General features: G+C 72.3%; 19 protein-coding genes and 3 tRNA genes. 14 read left to right on the forward strand and 8 right to left on the reverse strand.

Annotated features, from left to right (window positions below):
• Window positions 1-4 precede the first annotated feature (4 nt).
• Both ABIC30_RS10165 and ABIC30_RS10170 read left to right on the forward strand, forming a co-directional pair.
• On the forward strand, window positions 5-868 hold the full coding sequence (locus ABIC30_RS10165; RefSeq protein ID WP_020092858.1) for a formyltransferase family protein: 864 nt from the start codon (window positions 5-7) through the stop codon (window positions 866-868).
• A gap of 82 nt (window positions 869-950) precedes the next feature.
• Window positions 951-1,292 carry a hypothetical protein gene (locus tag ABIC30_RS10170; RefSeq protein WP_020092859.1) on the forward strand — a complete coding sequence of 114 codons (342 nt, stop codon included), beginning with the start codon at window positions 951-953 and terminating at the stop codon, window positions 1,290-1,292.
• A gap of 16 nt (window positions 1,293-1,308) precedes the next feature.
• Here the strand turns inward: ABIC30_RS10170 and ABIC30_RS10175 are convergent, their stop codons facing one another.
• Window positions 1,309-2,352 carry a hypothetical protein gene (locus ABIC30_RS10175; protein WP_020092860.1) on the reverse strand — a complete coding sequence of 348 codons (1,044 nt, stop codon included), beginning with the start codon at window positions 2,350-2,352 and terminating at the stop codon, window positions 1,309-1,311.
• Window positions 2,353-2,759: 407 nt separating this feature from the next.
• On the opposite strand from ABIC30_RS10175, the gene ABIC30_RS10180 reads away from it, so the two are divergent.
• Window positions 2,760-3,050, forward strand: coding sequence for a PilZ domain-containing protein (locus ABIC30_RS10180; RefSeq protein ID WP_020092862.1), 291 nt, complete (start codon window positions 2,760-2,762; stop codon window positions 3,048-3,050).
• A gap of 18 nt (window positions 3,051-3,068) precedes the next feature.
• On the opposite strand, the gene ABIC30_RS10185 is transcribed toward ABIC30_RS10180, so the two are convergent.
• The gene (locus ABIC30_RS10185) at window positions 3,069-3,248 is read right to left on the reverse strand and encodes a hypothetical protein (protein WP_020092863.1); all 180 of its coding nucleotides are present in this window, start codon (window positions 3,246-3,248) and stop codon (window positions 3,069-3,071) included.
• Between the two features lie 262 nt (window positions 3,249-3,510).
• Here ABIC30_RS10185 and ABIC30_RS10190 point away from each other — a divergent pair, with 262 nt between their 5' ends.
• Window positions 3,511-4,449: an alginate O-acetyltransferase AlgX-related protein gene (locus ABIC30_RS10190; RefSeq protein ID WP_245274493.1), complete on the forward strand. Its 939-nt coding sequence runs from the start codon at window positions 3,511-3,513 to the stop codon at window positions 4,447-4,449.
• A gap of 73 nt (window positions 4,450-4,522) precedes the next feature.
• Here the strand turns inward: ABIC30_RS10190 and ABIC30_RS10195 are convergent, their stop codons facing one another.
• The 4 genes from ABIC30_RS10195 to aroA all read right to left on the reverse strand — a co-directional run bounded on the left by ABIC30_RS10195 (window position 4,523) and on the right by aroA (window position 7,088).
• Window positions 4,523-4,810, reverse strand: a complete 288-nt coding sequence (locus ABIC30_RS10195; protein ID WP_012322505.1) for a hypothetical protein — start codon at window positions 4,808-4,810, stop codon at window positions 4,523-4,525.
• A 116-nt stretch (window positions 4,811-4,926) separates the two neighbouring features.
• Window positions 4,927-5,002, reverse strand: a tRNA-Lys gene (locus tag ABIC30_RS10200).
• Window positions 5,003-5,094: 92 nt separating this feature from the next.
• Window positions 5,095-5,733 (reverse strand): (d)CMP kinase, encoded by a 639-nt coding sequence (gene cmk / locus ABIC30_RS10205; RefSeq protein ID WP_051123743.1) that lies wholly within the window; start codon window positions 5,731-5,733, stop codon window positions 5,095-5,097.
• Between the two features lie 5 nt (window positions 5,734-5,738).
• The gene (aroA, locus tag ABIC30_RS10210) at window positions 5,739-7,088 is read right to left on the reverse strand and encodes a 3-phosphoshikimate 1-carboxyvinyltransferase (protein WP_020092866.1); all 1,350 of its coding nucleotides are present in this window, start codon (window positions 7,086-7,088) and stop codon (window positions 5,739-5,741) included.
• Between the two features lie 267 nt (window positions 7,089-7,355).
• On the opposite strand from aroA, the gene ABIC30_RS10215 reads away from it, so the two are divergent.
• The 3 genes from ABIC30_RS10215 to ABIC30_RS10225 all read left to right on the forward strand — a co-directional run bounded on the left by ABIC30_RS10215 (window position 7,356) and on the right by ABIC30_RS10225 (window position 8,102).
• Window positions 7,356-7,742, forward strand: a complete 387-nt coding sequence (locus ABIC30_RS10215; protein WP_026604880.1) for a TIGR02300 family protein — start codon at window positions 7,356-7,358, stop codon at window positions 7,740-7,742.
• 153 nt (window positions 7,743-7,895) lie between these two features.
• Window positions 7,896-7,971: transfer RNA gene (locus tag ABIC30_RS10220), tRNA-Ala, on the forward strand.
• 55 nt (window positions 7,972-8,026) lie between these two features.
• Window positions 8,027-8,102 (forward strand) — tRNA-Ala (locus ABIC30_RS10225).
• 234 nt (window positions 8,103-8,336) lie between these two features.
• Here ABIC30_RS10225 and ABIC30_RS10230 read toward each other — a convergent pair.
• A complete protein-coding gene (locus ABIC30_RS10230; protein WP_020092868.1) occupies window positions 8,337-8,825 on the reverse strand; it encodes an Lrp/AsnC family transcriptional regulator in 489 nt (162 codons plus the stop codon).
• Between the two features lie 180 nt (window positions 8,826-9,005).
• Here ABIC30_RS10230 and mdeB point away from each other — a divergent pair, with 180 nt between their 5' ends.
• From mdeB to ABIC30_RS10260, 6 genes are all read left to right on the forward strand, one after another.
• Window positions 9,006-11,690: an alpha-ketoglutarate dehydrogenase gene (gene mdeB / locus ABIC30_RS10235; protein ID WP_026604881.1), complete on the forward strand. Its 2,685-nt coding sequence runs from the start codon at window positions 9,006-9,008 to the stop codon at window positions 11,688-11,690.
• A gap of 76 nt (window positions 11,691-11,766) precedes the next feature.
• Window positions 11,767-13,143, forward strand: coding sequence for a 2-oxo acid dehydrogenase subunit E2 (locus ABIC30_RS10240; protein ID WP_020092870.1), 1,377 nt, complete (start codon window positions 11,767-11,769; stop codon window positions 13,141-13,143).
• Between the two features lie 8 nt (window positions 13,144-13,151).
• Window positions 13,152-14,885 carry a dihydrolipoyl dehydrogenase gene (gene lpdA, locus ABIC30_RS10245; protein ID WP_026604882.1) on the forward strand — a complete coding sequence of 578 codons (1,734 nt, stop codon included), beginning with the start codon at window positions 13,152-13,154 and terminating at the stop codon, window positions 14,883-14,885.
• A gap of 181 nt (window positions 14,886-15,066) precedes the next feature.
• A complete protein-coding gene (locus ABIC30_RS10250; protein WP_026604883.1) occupies window positions 15,067-15,813 on the forward strand; it encodes a hypothetical protein in 747 nt (248 codons plus the stop codon).
• 34 nt (window positions 15,814-15,847) lie between these two features.
• Complete coding sequence (locus ABIC30_RS10255; protein ID WP_020092873.1) at window positions 15,848-16,258, forward strand: DUF2147 domain-containing protein; 411 nt, start codon at window positions 15,848-15,850, stop codon at window positions 16,256-16,258.
• Window positions 16,259-16,362: 104 nt separating this feature from the next.
• A complete protein-coding gene (locus ABIC30_RS10260) occupies window positions 16,363-16,632 on the forward strand; it encodes a hypothetical protein (protein ID WP_012322495.1) in 270 nt (89 codons plus the stop codon).
• A gap of 169 nt (window positions 16,633-16,801) precedes the next feature.
• Here the strand turns inward: ABIC30_RS10260 and alaS are convergent, their stop codons facing one another.
• On the reverse strand, window positions 16,802-19,480 hold the full coding sequence (gene alaS, locus ABIC30_RS10265) for an alanine--tRNA ligase (RefSeq protein WP_020092874.1): 2,679 nt from the start codon (window positions 19,478-19,480) through the stop codon (window positions 16,802-16,804).
• 229 nt (window positions 19,481-19,709) lie between these two features.
• Here alaS and ABIC30_RS10270 point away from each other — a divergent pair, with 229 nt between their 5' ends.
• The gene (locus tag ABIC30_RS10270) at window positions 19,710-20,876 is read left to right on the forward strand and encodes a transglycosylase SLT domain-containing protein (protein ID WP_020092875.1); all 1,167 of its coding nucleotides are present in this window, start codon (window positions 19,710-19,712) and stop codon (window positions 20,874-20,876) included.
• Window positions 20,877-20,902 lie beyond the last annotated feature (26 nt).

Here is a 20,902-nt window from a genome sequence, read left to right on the forward strand (position 1 = left end):
AAGCATGAAGTTCGCGTTCGCCGGCATCGACTTCCTCGGCGGGGTCTTCGAGGGTCTGCTGGACGCCGGCTGGACGCCGGTGAAACTGTTCACGCGCCCCTGCGACGGGGTCTACGACCACAACGAGGTCGTCGTGGCCCGCGCCCGGTCCCTCCGGCTGCCGATCCAGCTCTCGCGGATCCGCGAGCGGGACATCGAGGCGCTCCAGGCCGAGCACGGCCGCGACTGGGCACTCGTGGTCGCGGGCTATCCCTGGCTCATCAAGGGCTGGAAGGGCCGCGCCGCCTACGGCCTCAACTTCCACCCCTCCCCGCTCCCGACGGGCCGCGGCCCCTACCCGCTGTTCCGGGCCGTCCTCGACCGCTACGAGACCTGGGGCGTCACCGCGCACGTGCTCGCCGACGGGTTCGACACCGGCGATATCCTGGCGCAGGAGATCTTCGGCCTGAGCCCCCGCGAGAGCCACGAGACGCTGCTCGCCAAGTGCCAGATGGCGGCGCGCCGCCTCGCCGCGGGCCCCCTCGGCCGCGACCTGCCCAACCGCTGGCGGCGCTCCGAGCCGCAGGGGGACGGCTCCTACTGGCCGCGCGCGACCGACGCCGACCGGACACTCGACTTCCGGCAGGACGTCGAGACGGTCCTGCGCCGGGTGCGGGCCTTCGGCACGGTCGAGACGATCGCGCGGCTCGGCGATGCCCGGGTCTACGTGGCGGAGGCGCAGGGGTGGCAGGAGCGCCACGCGCACACGCCCGGAGCGGTGGTGCACCGCCACCGCCGCCACGTCGTGGTGGCGGCCCTCGACGGGTACGTCCAGCTGACCCGCTGGTCGCCGGTTCCCCTCGCGGAGGCCGGGCAGATCGGCCGCTGACCGGCCCGTCCGGGAACTCGAACGCCGACCCCGATGTTTCCGGCGGCCCGGGCACTCCGCCGGGGCCCCACGGGAGTCCGCCATGTCGACCCGCGCCAGCCTCGCCGCAGCCCTCGGATTCGCCGCGCTCTTCACCGGCTCCGCCCTCGCGCAGGCGGTAATCGTCACGCCCGACGAGTTCGGCCCCGACGACGACGTGGTGGTGCGCGATTACATCGTGCGCCGGCCGGTGGGTCCGGGCCCGATCGTCGGATCGATCCCGCTGCGGCCCGGCAGCATCGTGCCGCCCGACGTGCGGCTCGCGCCCTTCACGGAGGCCCCGAACCCGCGTCTGCGCCGCTTCGGCTACTTCGTGGCGCCGGGCGACAAGATCGTGGTCGTCGATCCCGACACCCGCGCGGTGGTGCGCATCCTGGACCGCTGACGGCCGGCGGCGGCGCTCACCAGTCGCTGAGCACCGCGCGCTTCCAGCGGTCGGGCGCGACGCAGCGGTACTCGTAGGCCTCGTCCCAAGCGTGGTCGCCGGGGGTGCAGGGCGCGCGGCTGCTCGAGGGCGGCCGCGGCAGGCTCTCGCGGAGGGAAGCGGCCTCGATCTGCCCGTTGTCGCTCACGCGCATGACCGGCCCGGCCGCCGTGCCGTAGACCAGATCGCGCCCGTCGAAGCCGAGGCTGCGGGAGAAGCCGCCCTCGCGGTTGCCGTCGAGCCCGATCGCCTGCCCGGCCGCGAGCAGCATCGGGACGCCGGTGAAGCGCGCGGCGGCGGCGTCGATGCCGATGCCGTAGGTCCCCTCCCCCTGGAACGAGATCGCCCGGTCGGTGATGGAGGCGGTGAGGTTGCCCATCAGGATCCCGTAGCCGGTATGGGCGCCCGGAACGCCGCCGGTGGAGATCTGCAGTCCGACCCGCTGGCGGTTGCGGTCGGTGGTCGGCGACTGCGCCGAGACGTCGATCTCGGCGCCGATGCAGGAGGCGACCGGATCGGCCTCGTCGGTCATGTCGACACAGTTGAAATTGCCGGCCCAGGAGGGCCCGACCGGCCCCAGCCCGTTGGGCTCCTTGAAGATCGTGCCGTTGACCGCGACGTTCTGCGCGCCGGTGCTCGCGAGGGCGCGGTTGTGCAACTCGCCCGTGATCGTCCACTCGTAGCCGGCATTGTGCGGGCCGGTGGATCCGAGCGCCCAGAGCGCCTTGTAGGTGTGGGTGGCCTCACCCGACCCCTCCGGCACGTGCCGGTCGACCCGCAGGGTCGAGACCGGATCGAAGCCTTGGGGCCGGTTCCAGAGGAAGACGTGGCCGCCATCGAGGCCCATCACCCCGGTCCCCTGCACGCTGCGGGAGAAATTCGGCGGCCACGGCTGCGGTGCGGACGCCGGATCCGTCGCCGGCGCGGCGCGCGGCGGCTGTCCGGGCGCCTCGGCGGCCGCGACCGTCGGAACGCCGATCGCGAAGCACGCCATCAGGGCGGTGCCGGGGCGGATGCGCATGATCGTCTCCGGATATCCTCTCGGCGCGGCCTCGCCCAGGATCGCACTGGCAGAACCCGCCCGCGGGACCAGATAGGTTACAGCATCGCATCGGCGACGCCGGCCACGGGCGCCCGCGGATGCGGCACCCGCCGCGCCATGGGAGCGAGCCGATGACCGCCCTGCGATTCCTGCGCAATTGGTTCCTGGTGTCGATCCCGCTCGGCCTCCTGATCGGCCGGTTCATCAAGGCCGGCGAAGGGCCGCCGAGACGAGACCGGCGGTGATTACCGGAGACCGGTCCGATAGACAGGGCGCGACTTGCTATTCTGACGCTCGGATGTCGATCATCAATAACATGTTAGCGAATCCGGCGCATTTTTACTGATATCGCGCCATACCGGCCGACCAGGGCAGGAACTTCGGCCGTGTCCCGCAACGCCAGCACCCCTGCCGCCGTCGCGGAACGCCGGGCGACCGAGCGGAGACCCACCGCCCTGCTGGCCTTCGCCCAGCAACGGGACGGCGCGCGCTATCCCTGCCAGGTCATGAACATCTCCGATCGCGGCGCGATGCTGGAGTTCCTGGGTTCGCAGGCGGTGCTGCTGGAGGACGTGTTCGACCTCGTGCTGGCGAGCGCCGAGATGCGCTACGCGGTCCAGCTCGTCTGGCGGAAGGAGCGGACGGTCGGCGTCCTGTTCTGCGGCGAGGCCGTGTGAGAGGTCGACCCTGCGGGCTCAGACCGCGAGCGTCGCCATCAGCGTGAGCCCGACGGCCGGCAGCGCCAGCGCCAGGACCGCGAGGGTGTCGAGGGGTGCGGGCCGGCTCGCCGCGAGCCAGCGACGCTCGGCGAACTTCTCGGCCGCGAACCCGGACAGGACCAGGCCGCAGCCGACGAACGTGACAAGCGCGGACATGGGTCGACCCTTCTTCGCAACGCCGCGCCGTGTGATGCGCCTGACGGGAGTACCCGCGGCGCGGCCATAAAGTTTCACCGCGGCGCGGATACGCCGGCGAAAGCGGCGGCGCGCCGGGAACGCCGCCGGCGCGTTCCCGCCTCTCCCGGGGACGAAGGGGTTGCAATCCCGCGCGGATCCGTCGAGGCGGAAGCCCAGCGTCATCGACGGGATTGTCGCGGGCGGCGGGAGGCCGGAAGCTTTGAAGACGAGCGGCAACGGCGTGGCCGTCGGACACGATGGCTGGCTGTACTGGGTCGGACGCGCCCGCGAGGTCGAAGCCTTCTACGGCGACACCGCGACCTCGCGGCGGATCCTGAAGCGCTGGACGCGGCTCATCGGGCGGCGCGCGCGGCGCCTCGACGACCTCGGGATCCGGCACGTGCACACCGTCGTCCCCGACAAGCTCGCGATCTATCCGGACCTGCTCGGCCGCCCCTTCCCGGGGCTCGACGATCCGCCCGTGGTTCGGCTCGCCCGGCTGGTCGCCGGGGACAGCGGGGCCCCGATGGTCGACCTGCAAGCACCGCTACTGGCGGCGCGAGTCGAGGAGCCCGTCTACCTGCGGACGGACACCCACTGGACCTACCGGGGCTACCTGACGGCGTACCGCGCGCTCTGCGAGGCCCTGGACGCGCCGGTGGCGGCGCACGTCTTCGCCGGAACCAGCGTGACCGAGCGCTTCACCTTCGATCTCGGTGAGAAGCTCGTCCCGCCGGTCGACGAGGCCTACGTCGCCTACGACTTCCCGCGCCACGCGGCACGGATCGACGCGAACGCCCTGGTAGCCGTGCGGGAATCCGGCCGGGCCGTGCGGCCGCGCGGACTGTTCGTCGGATCCCGCGTCGTTCTGAGGAACCCGGAGGCGCCGGATCCGCGCCGCGTGGTGCTGTTCGGCGATTCCTACATCTACAGCCCGGGCGCCCGGCTCACGGCGATGCTGGCCGAGACCTTCGCCGAGGTGCACGCGATCTGGTCGGCGAACATCGACTGGGCCTACGTCGAGGATGTCCGGCCCGACATCGTCGTCTTCGAGATCGCCGAGCGGTTCCTGCGGCAGGTTCCGAACGACCGGATCCGCATCGATCGCTTCGCGGCGTCGCGCGCGCGGCGGGCCGTCCGCCCGACGCTCCGGGAGCGGATCCGGCGCTGGCTGCGCTGAACCCGGCCGCTTCTAAAAGCGAGAGCCCCGCCGCGGTGGCGGCGGGGCTCTGCTCCCTCAGGTGCGCGGCGGCTCAGTAACCGCGGCCGTAATAGCCCGGGCCCCGGTCGAAGGCGCCCGCCGCGGCGGCGCCGGCGGCCGCGCCCGCGATACCGAGACCGATGGCGGCCCCGGTCGACAGGCCGCGGTGACGGCGGTAGCCGAAATCGCGCCGGTGGCCGTAGCCGCGATCGTAGCCGCGGCCGTAGCCGTAGCCGTGGTGGCCGCCGTAGCCGTAGCCATAACCCTGCGCCTGGGCGCCGGTGGCGCCGAGCGCGCCGAGGGACAGGGTGACGGCGGAGATGAGAGCGAGCTTGCGCATCGGTGACTCCTTCGCAGTTGCGTTGGGACCCCAACCCAAAGCGCAACCAGGGGTTCCGATTTTCATGTGGGCAGGGCGCCGACCGCGCCGGATGTCAAAAGTGAGGATCGAGGATGTGGTGAGCGCGCTGGGACTCGAACCCAGGACCTACAGATTAAAAGTCCGTTGCTCTACCAGCTGAGCTACGCGCTCGCGTCCCGGGCCGCGCGGCGGCCCGTCGGGGACGGCGCGTCCGCAATAGGTGAGCGGGACCGGGGGGTCAACACGACGGAGGTGGACAACCCTCAGGCCGCGTCGCCGCGGGTCCGCTCGACGATGTCCCGGGCCTCGTCGAAGGCCGCGTCCGCGTCGAGCTCGGTGGTGTCGAGCCGGACCGCGTCCTCGGCCATGCGCAGGGGGGCGGCGCTGCGCGACGCGTCCCGGGCGTCGCGGGCCTCGATGTCGGCCAGGATCGCCGCGAAGGTCGCTGCCTCGCCGCGGCCGGCCAGCTCGCGGTGGCGGCGGCGGGCACGCTCCTCGGACGAGGCGGTGATGAACAGCTTCACCGCGGCCTCGGGGCACACGACCGTGCCGATGTCGCGCCCGTCGAGCACCGCCCCCTGCGGGTCGGCGGCGAAGCGGCGCTGCCACGCGAGCAGCCCGGCGCGGACCTCCGGCACCGACGAGACGCGGGAGGCCGCCTCGCCCATTGCCCGCTCGCGCAGGCGCGGATCGTCGAGCCGACCGGCGTCGAGGGCCTGGGCCGCCCGCGCCGCGGCGGCGGCATCGTCCAGCGACAGACCGGCGTCGATCAGGGCAAGCGCCACCGCCCGGTAGAGGAGCCCGGTGTCGAGATGCGGCAGGCCGTAATGGTCGGCCAGACGCTTGGCGAGGGTACCCTTGCCGGACGCGGCCGGTCCGTCGATCGCGATGACGAGCGGCATGGCGGTCACGCCCCGATCTGGCCGCCGAGGGCCTGCATGGTCGGAAGGAAGCTCGGGAAGCTCGTGGCGATCATCGCGCCGTCATCCACCGTGACCGGGTTCCGCGCCGCGAGCCCCATCACCAGGAACGCCATGGCGATGCGGTGGTCGAGGTGGGTCGCCACCGTCCCGCCGCCCGGCGCCGCGGTGCCGTCGCCCTCGACCACGAGATCGTCGCCCTCGACCGCGTGGCGGACGCGGTTCGCGGCGAGCCCGGCCGCCACGGCCGCGAGGCGGTCCGATTCCTTCACCCGCAGCTCGTGCAGGCCGTTCATCCGGGTCCGGCCCTCGGCGAAGCTCGCCGCCACCGCCAGCACCGGGTACTCGTCGATCATCGCGGGCGCCCGCTCGGCCGGGACGTCGACGCCGGTCAGGCGGCTCGCGCGCACGCGCAGGTCGGCTACGGTCTCGCCGCCCTCCTCCCGCTCGGCCACGCGCTCGATCTGCGCGCCCATCTCGAGGAGCGTCGTGATCAGCCCGATGCGCAGCGGGTTCATCATCACGCCCTCGATCACCACGTCGGAGCCGGGCACGATCAGCGCCGCCACCAGCGGGAACGCCGCCGAGGAGGGGTCGGCCGGCACCACCACGTCGGTGCCGCGCAGGGTCGGCTGGCCCGTCAGCGCGACCTTGCGGCCGTGGCCGCCCGGACCGTGCGGCTCGACGCTGACCGCGGCGCCGAACAGGCGCAGCATCCGCTCGGTGTGGTCGCGGGTCGCGGCCGCCTCGATCACGGTCGTGACGCCGGGGGCGTTGAGGCCGGCCAGTAGGACCGCCGACTTGATCTGCGCGGAGGCCGCCGGGGTCTCGTAGGTGATCGGGATCGCCTCCCTGGGACCCCGCAGGGTCAGGGGCACGCGTCCGCCCTCGGCCTCGGCCAGGACCTGCGTGCCCATCCGGGTGAGAGGGTCGAGGATGCGGCGCATCGGCCGCGAGCGCAGGGAGGCGTCGCCGTCGAAGGTCGCGGTCACCGGCTGCCCGCCGACCACGCCCATCATCAGCCGCGAACCGGTGCCGGCATTGCCGAAATCGAGAACCTCGGCCGGGTCGCCGAGGCCGCCGATCCCGACGCCCCGGACCCGCCAGCTCCCGGCCCCGAGGCGCTCGACCCCTGCCCCGAGCGCCTTCGCGGCGGCGGCGGTGCGCAGGACGTCGTCGCCCTCCAGCAGGCCCTCGACCCGCGTCTCGCCCTGGCTGAGCAGGCCGAGGATCATCGACCGGTGCGAGATCGACTTGTCGCCGGGCGGGCGCAGGCGTCCGCGCAGCGGGGCGCCCGGCGCGGCGGTGAGGGGCTGGGGGGTCGAATCGTGCGACACGGGACGTCCGTTCGGGCTCTGAGACGTGGGCCTGGATCCGGCGCGTCGCGCGGCCCTGCCGCGGCGCTGCAATCGGACGGTGAAATCGCCGCGCCGTTAACACGGGCACCGCCCGCCGTCATCCATCCGCTGCCCGCGCCGATCCCGGGCGCCGCACGCGGGGGCGCGCCGCCCGAAACGCCCTGCGCGGGCTCGATTGACAGGCGCTTTCACCGCGACTAACGGGGCGCCTCCCCCGAGACAGTACTGACGACGAGGTGTCCGCCCGTGGCCCGACCGGAACTTGGCTTGAAGCGCCAGTGCATGAGCTGCGGCGCGAAGTTCTACGACCTCGCCCGCGATCCCGCGGTCTGCCCGAAATGCGGCGCGGTCTATCAGGCGGTGGCCACCTCCAGCCGTGCGGCCCCCCCGGCGCTGTCGCGGGGCCCGGCCAACACCGACGATGAGGACGAGACGGACGAGAAGGGTCCGGAGATGGTCTCCCTCGACGAGGTCGAGGCCGCCGAGGACGACGCCGATCCCACGCCCGAGGACGACTCGGTCGAGGACGGGGAATCCTCCGACGACGATACCTTCCTGGAGGAAGAGGATTCCGGCGACGACGACGTCTCCGACCTGATCGACGGCGATATCGAGAACGACGAGGAGGGCTGAGGCGGCCTCCGTCTCTCCCGACCAAAAACCCCCGGCGGCAGCGAAAAAGGGGGTTGAGTCCGCGATGCGAGCCGCCTATAGAACCGGCCTCGCCGACCGCGACCCGGACCGGCGAGACCCCGCGGTACCCAAACCGCGGTGGATGTAAAAAGTGGGGCCTTAGCTCAGCTGGGAGAGCGCTTCCATGGCATGGAAGAGGTCATCGGTTCGATCCCGTTAGGCTCCACCATCCCACCCTCGCGCGACGCGGCCCTGTCGGGGACGCGGACCGCGTTTAAAAATATGGGGCCTTAGCTCAGCTGGGAGAGCGCTTCCATGGCATGGAAGAGGTCATCGGTTCGATCCCGTTAGGCTCCACCATTCCTCGCGTGCGCGACGCGGCCGTCCCGGCCTTCCGCGCTATCAGGCAGATCCCCACAGCACCGTCCCTGCGCGCAGCGAAGCGATCCCGTAGGCGCGACGACTGAGGTCGCGCGGTCCTGAGTCACCACGCGTTGCTCGTGATGGCGGAGAGGACATCGCCCGAGGGTTTCAGGCGGAACCCGTCCCGGCCGACCAGGCCCGCATCGGGACTCCTCGCTGTATCAATCCGGCTCAGCGGGTCAGGTGACCGAGCGGCAGCGCGGTCGTGTACTTCACCTGCCCCAGGGCGAAGCTCGAGCGGATGTTGGCCACGCCGGGGATCCGCGTGAGGTGGTCGAGGACGAGCTTCTGGTACTGGCCCAGATCCTCGACGACGACGCGCAGCATGTAGTCGGCCTCGCCGCTCATCAGGTAGCACTCCATCACCTCCGGGCGGCTGCGCACCGCCTCGTCGAAGGCCTGGAGCGCGGCCTGGGTCTGCTTCTCAAGCGACACGTGGACGAAGACGTTGACCGCGAGCCCGAGGCTCAGCGGGTCGACCACCGCCACGCAGCCGCGGATCACCCCCGCCTCCTTCAGGTCGTTGACGCGTCGCCAGCACGGCGACGTCGACAGGCCGACCCGCTCCGCGAGATCCGCGATGCTGATCTCGCTGTCCTGCTGCAGGCACTCGAGGATGCGCAGGCTCGCGGCGTCGAGGGCGGCCGGTCGGGCGGGCATGCGATCGGTCTCCGGTCGGGAGCCGCGTGCGCGGTCCGGGGCGCAGGATGCGGCATGTTTTGCCGCCTACAGCCCGCATCTCGGAATATCAATCCGCGAGCCCCGGCATCGCGGCAAATATCCGGCATGTCCCGCCGCCGCGATCCTCGTATGATCGCGCCGACCAGGGAGGCCGCGCCGATGAACGCCATACCGCCGAAAGCCACGATCGCGCGGTCCGCCGAGGTGGATCACGATCCGGCCGAGACCCAGGACTGGCTCGCCGCGCTGGAATCCGTCTTCCGCACCGAGGGTGCGGCCCGGGCGCGCTTCATCCTCGATCGCCTGGAGCGGCGCTCGAAGGAGATCGGCATCCTCGACGAGGCCCTGCCCTACTCGCCCTACCGGAACACGATCGCGCTGGAGAAGCAGCCGCGCTACCCCGGCGACCTCGACATCGAGGAGCGCCTGACCTCGATCATGCGCTGGAACGCGCTGGCCATGGTGGTGCGTGCCAACATGGCCTACGGCGAGCTCGGCGGCCACGTGGCGAGCTACGCCTCGGCGGCGGAGCTGTTCGAGGTCGGCTTCAATCACTTCTTCAAGGGCGGCACGGACGGCGACCTCGTCTATTTCCAGCCGCACTCCGCGCCGGGCGTCTACGCGCGGGCCTTCCTCGAGGGCCGGCTGTCCGAGGAGCAGCTGAAGCACTACCGCCAGGAGATCGCCGGCGACGGGCTGTGCTCCTACCCGCATCCCTGGCTGATGCCGGATTTCTGGCAGGTCCCCACCGGCTCCATGGGCATCGGCCCGATCCACGCGGTCTACCAAGCGCGGTTCATGCGCTACCTCGGCGACCGGGGCCTCGCCGACACCACCGGCCGGCACGTCTGGGGCGTGTTCGGCGACGGCGAGATGGACGAGCCCGAGTCGATCGGCGGCCTGGCGCTCGCCGCGCGCGAGAATCTCGACAACCTAACCTTCGTCATCAACTGCAACCTGCAGCGGCTCGACGGGCCGGTGCGCGGCAACGGCCAGATCATCCAGGAGTTGGAGAGCCTGTTCCGCGGCGCCGGCTGGAACGTCATCAAGGTGCTGTGGGGCTCGGAGTGGGACGGGATCTTCGCCCGCGACACCAACCACGCCCTGCTGCGCCGCTTCGCCGAGACGGTGGACGGCAAGTACCAGACGCTCGGTGCCAAGGACGGCGCCTACAACCTCGCCCACTTCTTCGGCGAGGATCCGGAGGTGCGCGAGCTCGTCGCCCACATGTCGGATGCCGACGTCGACCGGCTGAAGCGCGGCGGCCACGACTTCCGCAAGCTCTACGCGGCCTTCGCGGCCGCCAAGGCCACCAAGGGCCGGCCGACGGTGATCCTGGCCAAGACCAAGAAGGGCTACGGCATGGGCGGCGCGGGCGAGTCGCGCATGACCGCCCACCAGGCCAAGAAGCTCGACGTCGACGCGCTGCGCGCCTTCCGCGACCGCTTCGCCCTGCCGCTGTCGGACGCGCAGGTGGAGGGCCTGGCCTTCTACAAGCCGGCCGAGGACGGCGCCGAGATGCGCTACCTGCGCGAGCGGCGCGAGATGCTCGGCGGCGTCCTGCCGGCCCGCCGCCGCACGGCGCCGACGGTCCCGGTTCCGGAGCTCTCCACCTACGCGGGCTTCGCCCTCGAGGCTGGCGGCAAGGAGATGTCGACCACCACCGCGGTGGTGCGCCTGTTCGGCAACCTCCTGAAGCACAAGGATCTCGGGCCGCGCATCGTGCCGATCGTCGCCGACGAGGCGCGGACCTTCGGCATGGCCAACCTGTTCCGGCAAGTCGGGATCTACGCGCCGCAGGGGCAGCTCTACGAGCCGGAGGATGCCGGCTCCATGCTCTACTACCGCGAGGCCCGGGACGGGCAGCTCCTCGAGGAGGGCATCACCGAGGCCGGGGCGATCTCGTCCTGGACGGCGGCGGCCACGTCCTACAGCGTCCACGGCCTGTCGATGCTGCCGTTCTACATCTACTACTCGATGTTCGGCTTCCAGCGGGTCGGCGACCTGATCTGGGCGGCGGCCGACCAGCGGGCCCGCGGCTTCCTGATCGGCGCCACGGCGGGCCGCACGACGCTCGGCGGCGAGGGCCTGCAGCACCAGGACGGTTCGAGCCACATGCAGGCGGCCGCGATCCCGAACTGCCGGGCCTACGATCCGGCCTTCGCGTACGAGATGGCGGTGATCGTCGACCGGGGCGCCCGGGCGATGATGGAGGAAGGCGAAGACGCCTTCTACTACCTCACGGCGATGAACGAGAACTACGCCCAGCCGTCCATGCCGCAGGGGGCGGAGGCCGGGATCCTGAAGGGCATGTACCGCCTGTCGGGGCCGGAGGCCGGACAAGGGACGGGCGCCGCTGTGCGGCTCCTGGGCTCCGGGGCGATCCTGCCGGAGGTGATCGCAGCGGCGACGATGCTCGCGCAGGATTTCGGCGTCGCGGCCGAGGTGTTCAGCGTGACGAGCTTCAGCGAGCTGGCCCGCGACGCCCGCGAGGCCGAGCGGCAGGCGATGCTCAACCCGGAGGCCGAGGCGCCGGTCAGCCACGTGGCGGCGCTGCTGCCGGGCACGGCGCCCATCGTCGCGGCGAGCGACTACGTCCGGGCCTACCCGCAGCTGATCGCCTCCTATGTCGGCGCGCGCTTCGTCACCCTCGGCACCGACGGGTTCGGGCGCAGCGACACCCGCAACGCGCTCCGCCGGTTCTTCGAGGTCGACCGGCAGCACGTGGTCATCGCCGCCCTGCACGCTCTGGCCGAGGCCGGCACGGTGCCGCGCGCCGCGGTGGCGGACGCGATCCGCCGCTACGGCGTCGCGGCCGACGCGCCCGCGCCCTGGACGATCTGAGGCCGGGCGCCCCGTCGAGGGGCGCCGCCCGCCCCCACCCCTTTTCCGAACGCCCGACCCACGGACACCCGACCGCATGAGCGCCGCGCTGCAGATCGCCCTCCCGGATATCGGCGACTACCGGGACGTGCCGGTCATCGAGCTTCTGGTGAAGCCCGGCGACCGCCTCGCGGTGGACGACCTGATCCTCAGCATCGAGTCCGACAAGGCCACCATGGAGGTCCCCTCCCCGGTCGCCGGCATCGTGCGCGAGTTGCTGGTGTCGGTGGGGACGAAAGTGTCCGAGGGCACGCCGATCCTGACGGTGGAGCCTGCCGAGGGCGGCGGGGTCGAGACCGCGGCGGCACCGCCTGCCGCGGCCGCAGCGCCGTCGGCTTCCGGGCAGGGCGCGGGTCCCCGCTCCCGTGCGGGAGAGGGACAGGGTGAGGGATCCGGGTTGTCCGGAGACGGCACCCCCCTCACCCCAGCCCTCGCCCGCACGGGAGAGGGAGCCGGTCGCGCCTCGCCGGAGCCGATGCGGGCCGACCCGATCCAGGCGACGAGCGGCGACGTGCATGCCAGCCCGTCGGTCCGCCAGCTCGCGCGCGAGCTGGGCGTCGGGCTCGACCGCGTCGCCGCCACCGGCCCGAAGGGGCGGATCCTGCGCGAGGACGTGCACGCCTTCGTCAAGGCGGCCCTCAACGCGCCGGTCCAGGCGCCCGCCGCCGCGTCCGGCATCGGCGCCGGCCTGCCGCCCTGGCCGGAGGTCGACTTCGCCAAGTACGGGCCGGTGCGGCGCGAGCCGCTCTCGCGCATCCAGAGTCTCTCTGGGGCCAATCTCAGCCGCAACTGGCTGACGATCCCGCACGTGACCAATTTCGACCGGGCCGACGTCACCGAGATCGAGTCGTTCCGGGTCGGCCTCAACACGGAGACACGCACGCCGCCCGCCCGGGTCACCATGGTGGCCTTCCTGATCAAGGCGGCGGCCTCGGCGCTGCGCGCCTATCCGCGCTTCAATTCCTCCCTGGAGGGCAGCGACCTCGTCCTGAAGGACTACGTCCATGTCGGCTTCGCGGTGGACACGCCGAAGGGCCTGATGGTGCCGGTGGTGCGCGACTGCGACCGCAAGGGCCTCATCGAGATCGCCACCGAGATGGCCGCGATGGCCGAGAAGGCCCGGGCCGGAACCCTCCCGGGTTCCGACATGCAGGGCGGCTGCTTCTCGGTGTCGTCGCTCGGCGGCATCGGCGGCGACGGCTTCACCCCGATCATCAACGCCCCCGAGGTCGCGATCCTGGGCGCGGCGCGCTCGCGCACCGAGGCGGTCTGGGACGGCAAGGCCTTCCAGCCGCGCCTGATCCTGCCGCTCAGCCTGTCCTGGGACCACCGCGTCGTGGACGGCGTCGCCGCCGCCCGCTTCCTCGGCCACGTGGCCTCGGTCCTGTCGGACCTGCGCCGCGCCCTCCTGTGACCGCCGCCATGCCCGAGACCCTCGACATCCGCGTCCCCGATCTCGGGGACTACGCCGACGTGCCCGTCATCGAGATCCCGGTGGCGCCCGGCCAGCCGGTCGCCAAGGACCAGACCCTGCTGGTGGTCGAATCCGACAAGGCGACGCTGGACATCCCCTCCCCCGCGGCGGGCCGCCTCGTGGAGATGCTGGTCGGCCTCGGCGACACGGTCTCGGCCGGCACCCTCGTCGCCCGCCTCGCGGTCGAGGCGACCGACGCGCGCGGCGAACCGACCCCTGCGCCGGCCTCGGCTCCGACCCCCGCGCCCACGCCCGCCGCGCCGCCGCCGAAGCCGCAGGCCGGCGCGGGCTGCGATCTCCTGGTGATCGGCGGAGGACCGGGCGGCTACTCGGCCGCCTTCCGGGCCGCCGATCTCGGGCAGCGGGTCATCCTGGTCGAGCGCCACGCGACCCTCGGCGGCGTCTGCCTCAACGTGGGCTGCATCCCCTCGAAGGCGCTGCTCCACGTGGCCGCGGTCACCGAGGAGGCCGTCCGGCTGGCCGCGCACGGGATCAGCTTCGGCGCGCCGACGGTCGATCTGGAGAAGCTGCGGACCTTCAAGGCCGGCACCGTACGCCGCCTCACCGACGGGCTCGCCCAGATGGCGCGCCAGCGCAAGGTCGAGGTGGTCCGCGGGACAGCCCGCTTCACCGGACCCGACACGGTCTCGGTGACGCTGCACGACGGCGGCACGCGGGACGTCACCTTCACGGGCGCCGTCGTGGCGGCGGGCTCCGCGCCGGTGGCCCTGCCGATGCTCCCGGACGATCCGCGGATCGTGAATTCCACCGGGGCGCTGGAACTGCCCGCCGTGCCGCGCCGGCTCCTGGTGATCGGCGGCGGCATCATCGGCCTGGAGATGGCGACCGTCTACAGCGCCCTCGGCGCGCGGGTCGACGTGGTCGAGCGCCTGCCCGGCCTGCTCGAGGGCGTCGACCGGGATCTCGTCAGCGTCTGGACGAAGCGCAACGCCCACCGTTTCGACCGCGTCCTGACAGGGATCGAGGTCGTCTCCGCCGAGGCGAAACCGGACGGGATCGCCGTGACCTTCTCGGGCGGGGCCGAGCCCGGAACCTACGACCTCGTTCTCCAGGCCGCCGGCCGCCGGCCCAACGGGGCGACGCTCGGCCTCGACGCGGCCGGCGTGGCGCTGGACGGCGGCTTCGTGCCGGTGGACGCCCAGATGCGCACGAACGTGCCGCACATCTTCGCCATCGGCGATTGCGTCGGCCAGCCGATGCTCGCCCACAAGGCGGTGCATCAGGGCCACGTCGCCGCCGAGGCGGCCGCCGGCCACAAGGCCGGGTTCGACGCCGCCGTGATCCCCTCGGTCGCCTACACCGACCCGGAGATCGCCTGGGCCGGCCTCACCGAGACGGCCGCGAAGGCGGCCGGGCGGGCCGTCGAGGTGGCGCGCTTCCCCTGGGCCGCTTCGGGCCGGGCCATCGCCAACGGCGCCGATTACGGCCTGACCAAGCTGCTGTTCGACGCGCAGACCAGGCGCGTCGTCGGCGGCGCCATCGTCGGCCCGAGCGCCGGCGACATGATCGGCGAGGTCGCGCTGGCGATCGAGATGGGCGCCGACGCCACCGATATCGGCCGGACGATCCACCCCCACCCGACGCTCGGCGAGACGATCGGTCTCGCGGCAGAGGCCGGGCTCGGCCTCTGCACCGACCTGCCGCCGGTCGCCCGTCGGTAGACACGACATCGGCGCCGGGCCCGTCCGCCCGGCGGCTCGACGGATCGCCGCGTCTTGTATAGATCTCGGCCCGCGTCGCCGGCTCGGCCGGGAAGCCGTCCGGTCGGAGCGTTCTGCCGGGCCTCGATGCGGCGGCACGTAGCGAAGATCTGGTGGTTCAGCTGGGAGGATATGATCCGAGATGCTGTGGCACACCGGAAAGTCTTTCCGCCATGCCGTCCGCATTTTGCCATTACTGGCACGGGATCAATCGGCGCGCGGGGCCCCGCGGCCCGCAACGGCCGCACAGGCGTTCCGGGTACCGCCCCTGGCCCTCGCGGTGCTGCTGGGGTCGGTCGCGGTGACCGGGTCGCCGAGCTGGGCGCGCGATGCCGCCGAGGCGCCGAAGCCGGCCGATACGCCGTCCGCCGCCGACGGGCCGCAGGCGCTCATCGCCTCGCTGCGGAGCCGTATCCTCGCGGCGCACAGCGCGACCTTCGCTCTCGAGAGCTGGTGTGCCGACTACAAGCTCGCCGGAGACCCGCACCTCGTGGCGGAGCGCGTGGCCGTCGCCGACAAGCCCCTGACGGCCGCGCAGCGCGCCCGTCTCGCGATCGGCCCGGACGAGCCGGTGCGCTACCGCCGCGTCCGTCTCGCCTGTGGGGACCGCGTCCTGTCCGAGGCGGATAACTGGTACGTGCCGGCCCGGCTCACGCCGGAGATGAACGCGACGCTGGACACCACCCGCACGCCCTTCGGCCGGGTCGTGCGTCCCCTCGCCCCGGTGCGCAGCACCGTCGAGGTGCGCGCGCCGGTCCGAAGCGCCGCGCCCGGACCGGACGATCCGCTCTTCGAGATCGACGCCGTGCTGTCGACCGGGGCCGGGCAGCCGTTCTGCGAGGTCGTCGAGACGTATCTGGGCGGTGCGCTGCCGCAGGCATCGCGGTAGAACCCGGCCGCGTTCTCGGTTGGGAGGAACAGGTATGGGTTCGAGGTTTCGTCGCGCGGTTCTGGCCCTGCTCGCGACGGGCGCGGCGTGCGCGCCGGCCCTGGCGGCCGATCCGGCCGGCGTATGGCTGACGGAAACCGGCAGTTCGAAGGTCCGCATCGCGCCCTGCGGCGGCGGCTTCTGCGGCACGATCATCAGCGCACCCGGGAAGGGGCTCGACGCGAAGAACCCGGATCCGGCCCTGCGCGGCCGCAGCGTCGTCGGCGTCCAGATCCTCGACGCGCGACAGCCCGAAGGCGGCGGCTTCTCAGGGTCGCTCTACAACCCGAACGACGGCAAGACCTATTCCGGTTCGCTGAAGCTCACGGGACCCGACTCGCTCGAGGTCTCCGGCTGCGTCATGAGCGTGTTCTGCAAGCGGCAGACCTGGACGCGCGTGAAGTGATCGCGCGCGGCGGGCGCCGGGGCGAGGCGGTGCCGCGTCGCAACAACGCGGGATCGATCGCGCGCGACTGAGGTTGCCTGAGCCTGGAACCAGCAAGGATTCTCATGACCCGGACATGTCTCGCCGCCCTTCTCGCCCTCGCCACCGTCGCGCCGGCCAGCGCCCAGGTCGAGGCCCGGCCCGTCGCGCCCGCTCCCGGCGCGCCGGGCGTGGTGAGCCAGCAGATCGACGCCACCGGGAACGAAGCCGCCGTGAGCTACTCGCCCACCGGCCGGCCGGCCGACACGATCTCCAACAACTCGGCGGCAGCGGGCAACGCCAACCAGCCGTCGCGGGTCGCGCCGCAGGGCGGTGGCGGCGGCGGCAGCCGGTGATCTCGCCTGATCCCCGGTGACCCGAGCGGCGCAGGACCCGCGAGGGGGCCGCGATGTTCACCCGGGGCCGGAACGGACGCGGGAGCCTGTCGGGCCGACCGCGCCGGTCTCGCGGAGGACGATCGGACCGCACCCGTGACGGTGCGGCCCTTCCGCGGCCCGTCGCGGCTCAGGCGGCCTCGGTGAGGGCCTGCGCGACGGCGTCGAGGGCGGCCTCGGCCCCGGCTCCGTTCGGGCCGCCGGCCTGCGCCATGTCGCGGCGGCCGCCGCCGCCCTTCCCGCCGAGCGCCCCGGCCCCGGCCCGGACCAGGCCGACCGCGTCGTAGCGCGCGGTCAGGTCGTCGGTGACGCCGACCACCAGCCCGGCCTTGCCGTCCGGTCCGACGCCGACCACCGCCACGATGCCGGAGCCCAGGCGCTTCTTCTCCTCGTCGACGATCGGCTTGAGGTCGCGCATGTCGAGCCCCTCGATGACGGAGCGGCGGAAGGCCACCCCGCCGATCTCGGTCTGCTGCGCGCCCGAGCCCGGGCCGCCCTCGCCGCCCATGGCGAGCTTGCGACGGGTCTCGGCCAGTTCGCGCTCCAGGCGGCGCCGGTCCTCCATCAGCGCGGTCAGGCGGTCGGGCGCCTCCGAGACCGGCGCCTTGAGGATGCCGGCGAGCGCCGCCAGCGTCCGGGCCTCCTCGGCCCGGTGACGGCGCGCCGCGTCGGCCGTCAGCGCCTCGATCCGGCGCACGCCCGCGCCCACCGCGCTCTCGGCCACGATGGTGATCGCCCCGATATCGCCGGTGCGCGCGGCGTGAGTGCCACCGCAGAGCTCCACGGAGAAGTTCTTGGCGCGCGGTTGCGCGGCGTCGCCGTCGACCGGCAGCCCCATCGAGACCACCCGCACCTCGTCGCCGTACTTCTCGCCGAACAGCGCGCGGGCGCCCGACGCGATCGCGTCGTCCACGGCCATCAGCTTCGTGACGACGGGCGCGTTCTGCAGCAGCACCGCGTTGGCGATGTCCTCGACGCGGCCGAGCTCGTCGGCCTCAATCGGCTTCGGGTGGCTGATGTCGAAGCGCAGCCGGTCGGGGCTGACCAGCGAGCCCTTCTGGGCGACGTGGTCGCCCAGCACCTGCCGCAGGGCCTCGTGGAGCAGGTGGGTGGCCGAGTGGTTGGCCCGGATCGCCCTGCGGCGGGCGTTGTCGACCTTCAACTCGACCGGCTGGTCGAGGCCCACCGTCCCCTCCTCCACGGTGACGTGATGGACGAACACGTCGCCGAGCTTCTTCTGGGTGTCGGTCACCCGCGCCCGCACGCCCGGCGCCAGGATCAGGCCGGTATCGCCGACCTGGCCGCCCGACTCCCCGTAGAACGGCGTCTGGTTGACGAGGACGAGGCCGGTCTGACCAGCCTCGAGGGCCTTCACCTCGGCGCCGTCGCGCAGGAGCGCGGTCACGATGCCCTCGGCGGTCTCGGTCTCGTAGCCCAGGAATTCGGTGGCGCCGACGCGCTCGCGCAGTCCGAACCACACCGTCTCGGTCGCCGCCTCGCCCGAGCCCTTCCAGGCCTCGCGGGCCGCCTGCTTCTGGCGCTGCATCGCGGCCGCGAAGGCGTCGGTGTCCACGCCAATGCCGCGGGCCTTGAGGGCGTCCTGCGTCAGGTCGAGGGGGAAGCCGTAGGTGTCGTAGAGGGTGAAGGCGGTCTCGCCGGAGAGCTTGTCGCCCTCCCGGAGGTCGCGGCTCTCGGCGTCGAGGATCGACAGGCCCCGCTCGAGGGTGCGGCGGAAGCGGGTCTCCTCCAGCTTCAGGGTCTCGGCGATCAGGCTCTCGGCCCGCATCAGCTCCGGGTAGGCCTGGCCCATCTCGCGCACGAGGGTCGGCACGAGGCGGAACATGGTGGGCTCGCGGGCCCCCAGGATCTCGGCGTGGCGCATGGCGCGGCGCATGATCCGGCGCAGCACGTAGCCGCGGCCCTCGTTGCCCGGCAGCACACCGTCGGCCACCAGGAAGGAGGCCGCCCGCAGGTGGTCGGCGATCACCCGGTAGGACGCCATCGTGGCCGCCTCCGGCGCCCGCGAGACCGCGTGGGCCACGGCGTCGATCAGGGCGCGGAACAGGTCGGTGTCGTAGTTCGAGTGGACGCCCTGGAGGATCGCCGCCATGCGCTCCAGGCCCATGCCCGTGTCGATCGACGGCCGCGGCAGCGGGTTCCGGACGCCCGGCTCCAGTTGCTCGTACTGCATGAACACGAGGTTCCAGAACTCGAGGAAGCGGTCTCCGTCCTCGTCCGGCGAGCCGGGCGGGCCGCCCTGCAGCGCCGGGCCCTGGTCGATGAAGATCTCCGAGCAGGGGCCGCAGGGGCCGGTATCGCCCATCTGCCAGAAATTGTCGGAGGTCCCGATCCGGATGATCTTGTCGTCGGAGAAGCCGGCGATCTTCTTCCACAGGCCGGCGGCCTCGTCGTCGTCGGCGTAGACGGTGACGAGGAGCTTGTCGGGCTTGAGGCCGAACTCCTTGGTGATCAGCGTCCAGGCCAGCTCGATCGCGCGGTCCTTGAAGTAGTCGCCGAACGAGAAGTTGCCGAGCATCTCGAAGAAGGTGTGGTGGCGCGCGGTGTACCCGACATTGTCGAGGTCGTTGTGCTTGCCGCCGGCCCGCACGCATTTCTGCGCCGTCGTCGCCCGGTCGTAGGCGCGCTTCTCCATCCCGGTGAAGACGTTCTTGAACTGCACCATGCCGGCGTTCGTGAACATCAGCGTCGGGTCGTTCTTCGGCACGAGGCTCGAGGACGGCACGACCTCGTGGCCCGCCTTGGCGAAGTAGTCGAGGAAGGTCGACCGGATCTCGTTGACGCCGCTCATCGGGGCTGACTCTGGCAGTACGGACGGGAAAGGGCGGCCGCGCGTCATCCGCCCGGCGCCCGCATGGCGCCCTCTTAAGGAGGGATGCCGCGCGAGTCACGGGCGGCCTGCCCCGAAATCTCCACGGGACGCCGCAACTCGGCCACAAGCGCGGCCGTGTTGTCGCCACATCTGTCAAGCGATGGTGAGTCCGTAGCGCCACAGCGGCGTGTGGAGAGTCGGGATAACGATGCAGGGCCGCACGGTCGGATCGCCGAGGACCATCACCGGCAAGCAGGGCCATTTCGGCTCGGGCCGCGCCGACGTGATCGCCGCACAGCCCATGCTGGGCCGTGCCCATGGCAGCCGCCCCGCGCTGTTCCGCTCCCTGCTCACCGTCTCGATGATCGCCGGCGGCCTCAGCGCCGCGCTGATCGGGTCGGGCGTGGACCTCGCCAAGGTCGGCCTGTCGCCGGCCGTGTCGGTCGCGGAGGCCGCCACCGAGCTCCCGATGCCGCGCCCGCGCATCCACACCGTCGCCCTCACCACCCCGCTGGAGCAGACGCCGCTGCGCGCCGCCGCGAGCTTCGCCCCGGTGCACGACCTCGACACCGAACTCGGCTCCAACACGGTCGACCGCGTGTCGTACGACTTCCTGCTCTCCGAGAGCGCCGTCGGCGATCCGAACGACATCCTCGAGTTCGGCCCGATGAAGATCCGGCGCCACCTCGTGCAGACGATCGTCCGGGCGGCCCAGGCGGTCCAGACCGATCCGGTGCTGCTGATGGCGGTAGCCGACAAGGAATCGAGCTTCGTCACGGCGGTCCAGGCCAAGACGTCCTCGGCGACGGGCCTCTACCAGTTCATCGAGCGGACCTGGCTCGGCGTGGTTCGCGACTTCGGCGCCAAGTACGGGCTGGAGAAGGACGCGGCGCTGATCACCTCCGACGCCAACGACCGGCCGGTGATCACCGATCCGGCGGAGCGCGCCCGGGTGCTGGAACTGCGCCGCGACCCGTACCTCTCGGCGCTGATGGCCGGCGAGATGCTGAAGCGCGACGCGGCCCGCATCGCCCTGCGCATCGGCCGCGAGCTGACCCTCGGCGAGGTCTACCTCGCCCACTTCCTCGGACCGGACGACGCCGAGGAGTTCCTCGCCAACGTCGTGAACAAGCCGGCCGCCGCCGCGGCGGCCCTGCTCCCGGGGCCGGCCCGGGCCAACCGCTCGATCTTCTTCGCCGCCGGGCGCTTCGTCGGGCGCGGCCGCCACCGCAAGCCCCTGAGCCTGTCGGTCGCACAGGTGCACGAGAAGTTCGAGGCGATGATGAGCACCCGCGGGACGCGCTACCAGAACGTCCGCCAAGTCTCTGGAATCATGGCGTATGCCGACGCCGACGCCGGGCTCGCCACGCAGTAACGGCTCTGTGACGCCGGGCGGGATTC

Source organism: Methylobacterium sp. 1030 (assembly GCF_040544715.1).
GTDB lineage: Bacteria > Pseudomonadota > Alphaproteobacteria > Rhizobiales > Beijerinckiaceae > Methylobacterium.

Bases quoted from the DNA above. Each gene is read 5' to 3' on its own strand.
- ABIC30_RS10165 (WP_020092858.1), top strand. From the start codon at position 5: ATGAAGTTCGCGTTCGCCGGCATCGACTTCCTCGGCGGGGTCTTCGAG.
- ABIC30_RS10170 (WP_020092859.1), top strand. From the start codon at position 951: ATGTCGACCCGCGCCAGCCTCGCCGCAGCCCTCGGATTCGCCGCGCTC.
- ABIC30_RS10175 (WP_020092860.1), bottom strand. From the start codon at position 2,352: ATGCGCATCCGCCCCGGCACCGCCCTGATGGCGTGCTTCGCGATCGGC.
- ABIC30_RS10185 (WP_020092863.1), bottom strand. From the start codon at position 3,248: ATGTCCGCGCTTGTCACGTTCGTCGGCTGCGGCCTGGTCCTGTCCGGG.
- ABIC30_RS10195 (WP_012322505.1), bottom strand. From the start codon at position 4,810: ATGCGCAAGCTCGCTCTCATCTCCGCCGTCACCCTGTCCCTCGGCGCG.
- cmk (WP_051123743.1), bottom strand. From the start codon at position 5,733: ATGCCGCTCGTCATCGCGATCGACGGACCGGCCGCGTCCGGCAAGGGT.
- ABIC30_RS10230 (WP_020092868.1), bottom strand. From the start codon at position 8,825: ATGCCCGCCCGACCGGCCGCCCTCGACGCCGCGAGCCTGCGCATCCTC.
- mdeB (WP_026604881.1), top strand. From the start codon at position 9,006: ATGAACGCCATACCGCCGAAAGCCACGATCGCGCGGTCCGCCGAGGTG.
- ABIC30_RS10240 (WP_020092870.1), top strand. From the start codon at position 11,767: ATGAGCGCCGCGCTGCAGATCGCCCTCCCGGATATCGGCGACTACCGG.
- lpdA (WP_026604882.1), top strand. From the start codon at position 13,152: ATGCCCGAGACCCTCGACATCCGCGTCCCCGATCTCGGGGACTACGCC.
- ABIC30_RS10250 (WP_026604883.1), top strand. From the start codon at position 15,067: ATGCTGTGGCACACCGGAAAGTCTTTCCGCCATGCCGTCCGCATTTTG.
- ABIC30_RS10255 (WP_020092873.1), top strand. From the start codon at position 15,848: ATGGGTTCGAGGTTTCGTCGCGCGGTTCTGGCCCTGCTCGCGACGGGC.
- ABIC30_RS10260 (WP_012322495.1), top strand. From the start codon at position 16,363: ATGACCCGGACATGTCTCGCCGCCCTTCTCGCCCTCGCCACCGTCGCG.
- alaS (WP_020092874.1), bottom strand. From the start codon at position 19,480: ATGAGCGGCGTCAACGAGATCCGGTCGACCTTCCTCGACTACTTCGCC.
- ABIC30_RS10270 (WP_020092875.1), top strand. From the start codon at position 19,710: ATGCAGGGCCGCACGGTCGGATCGCCGAGGACCATCACCGGCAAGCAG.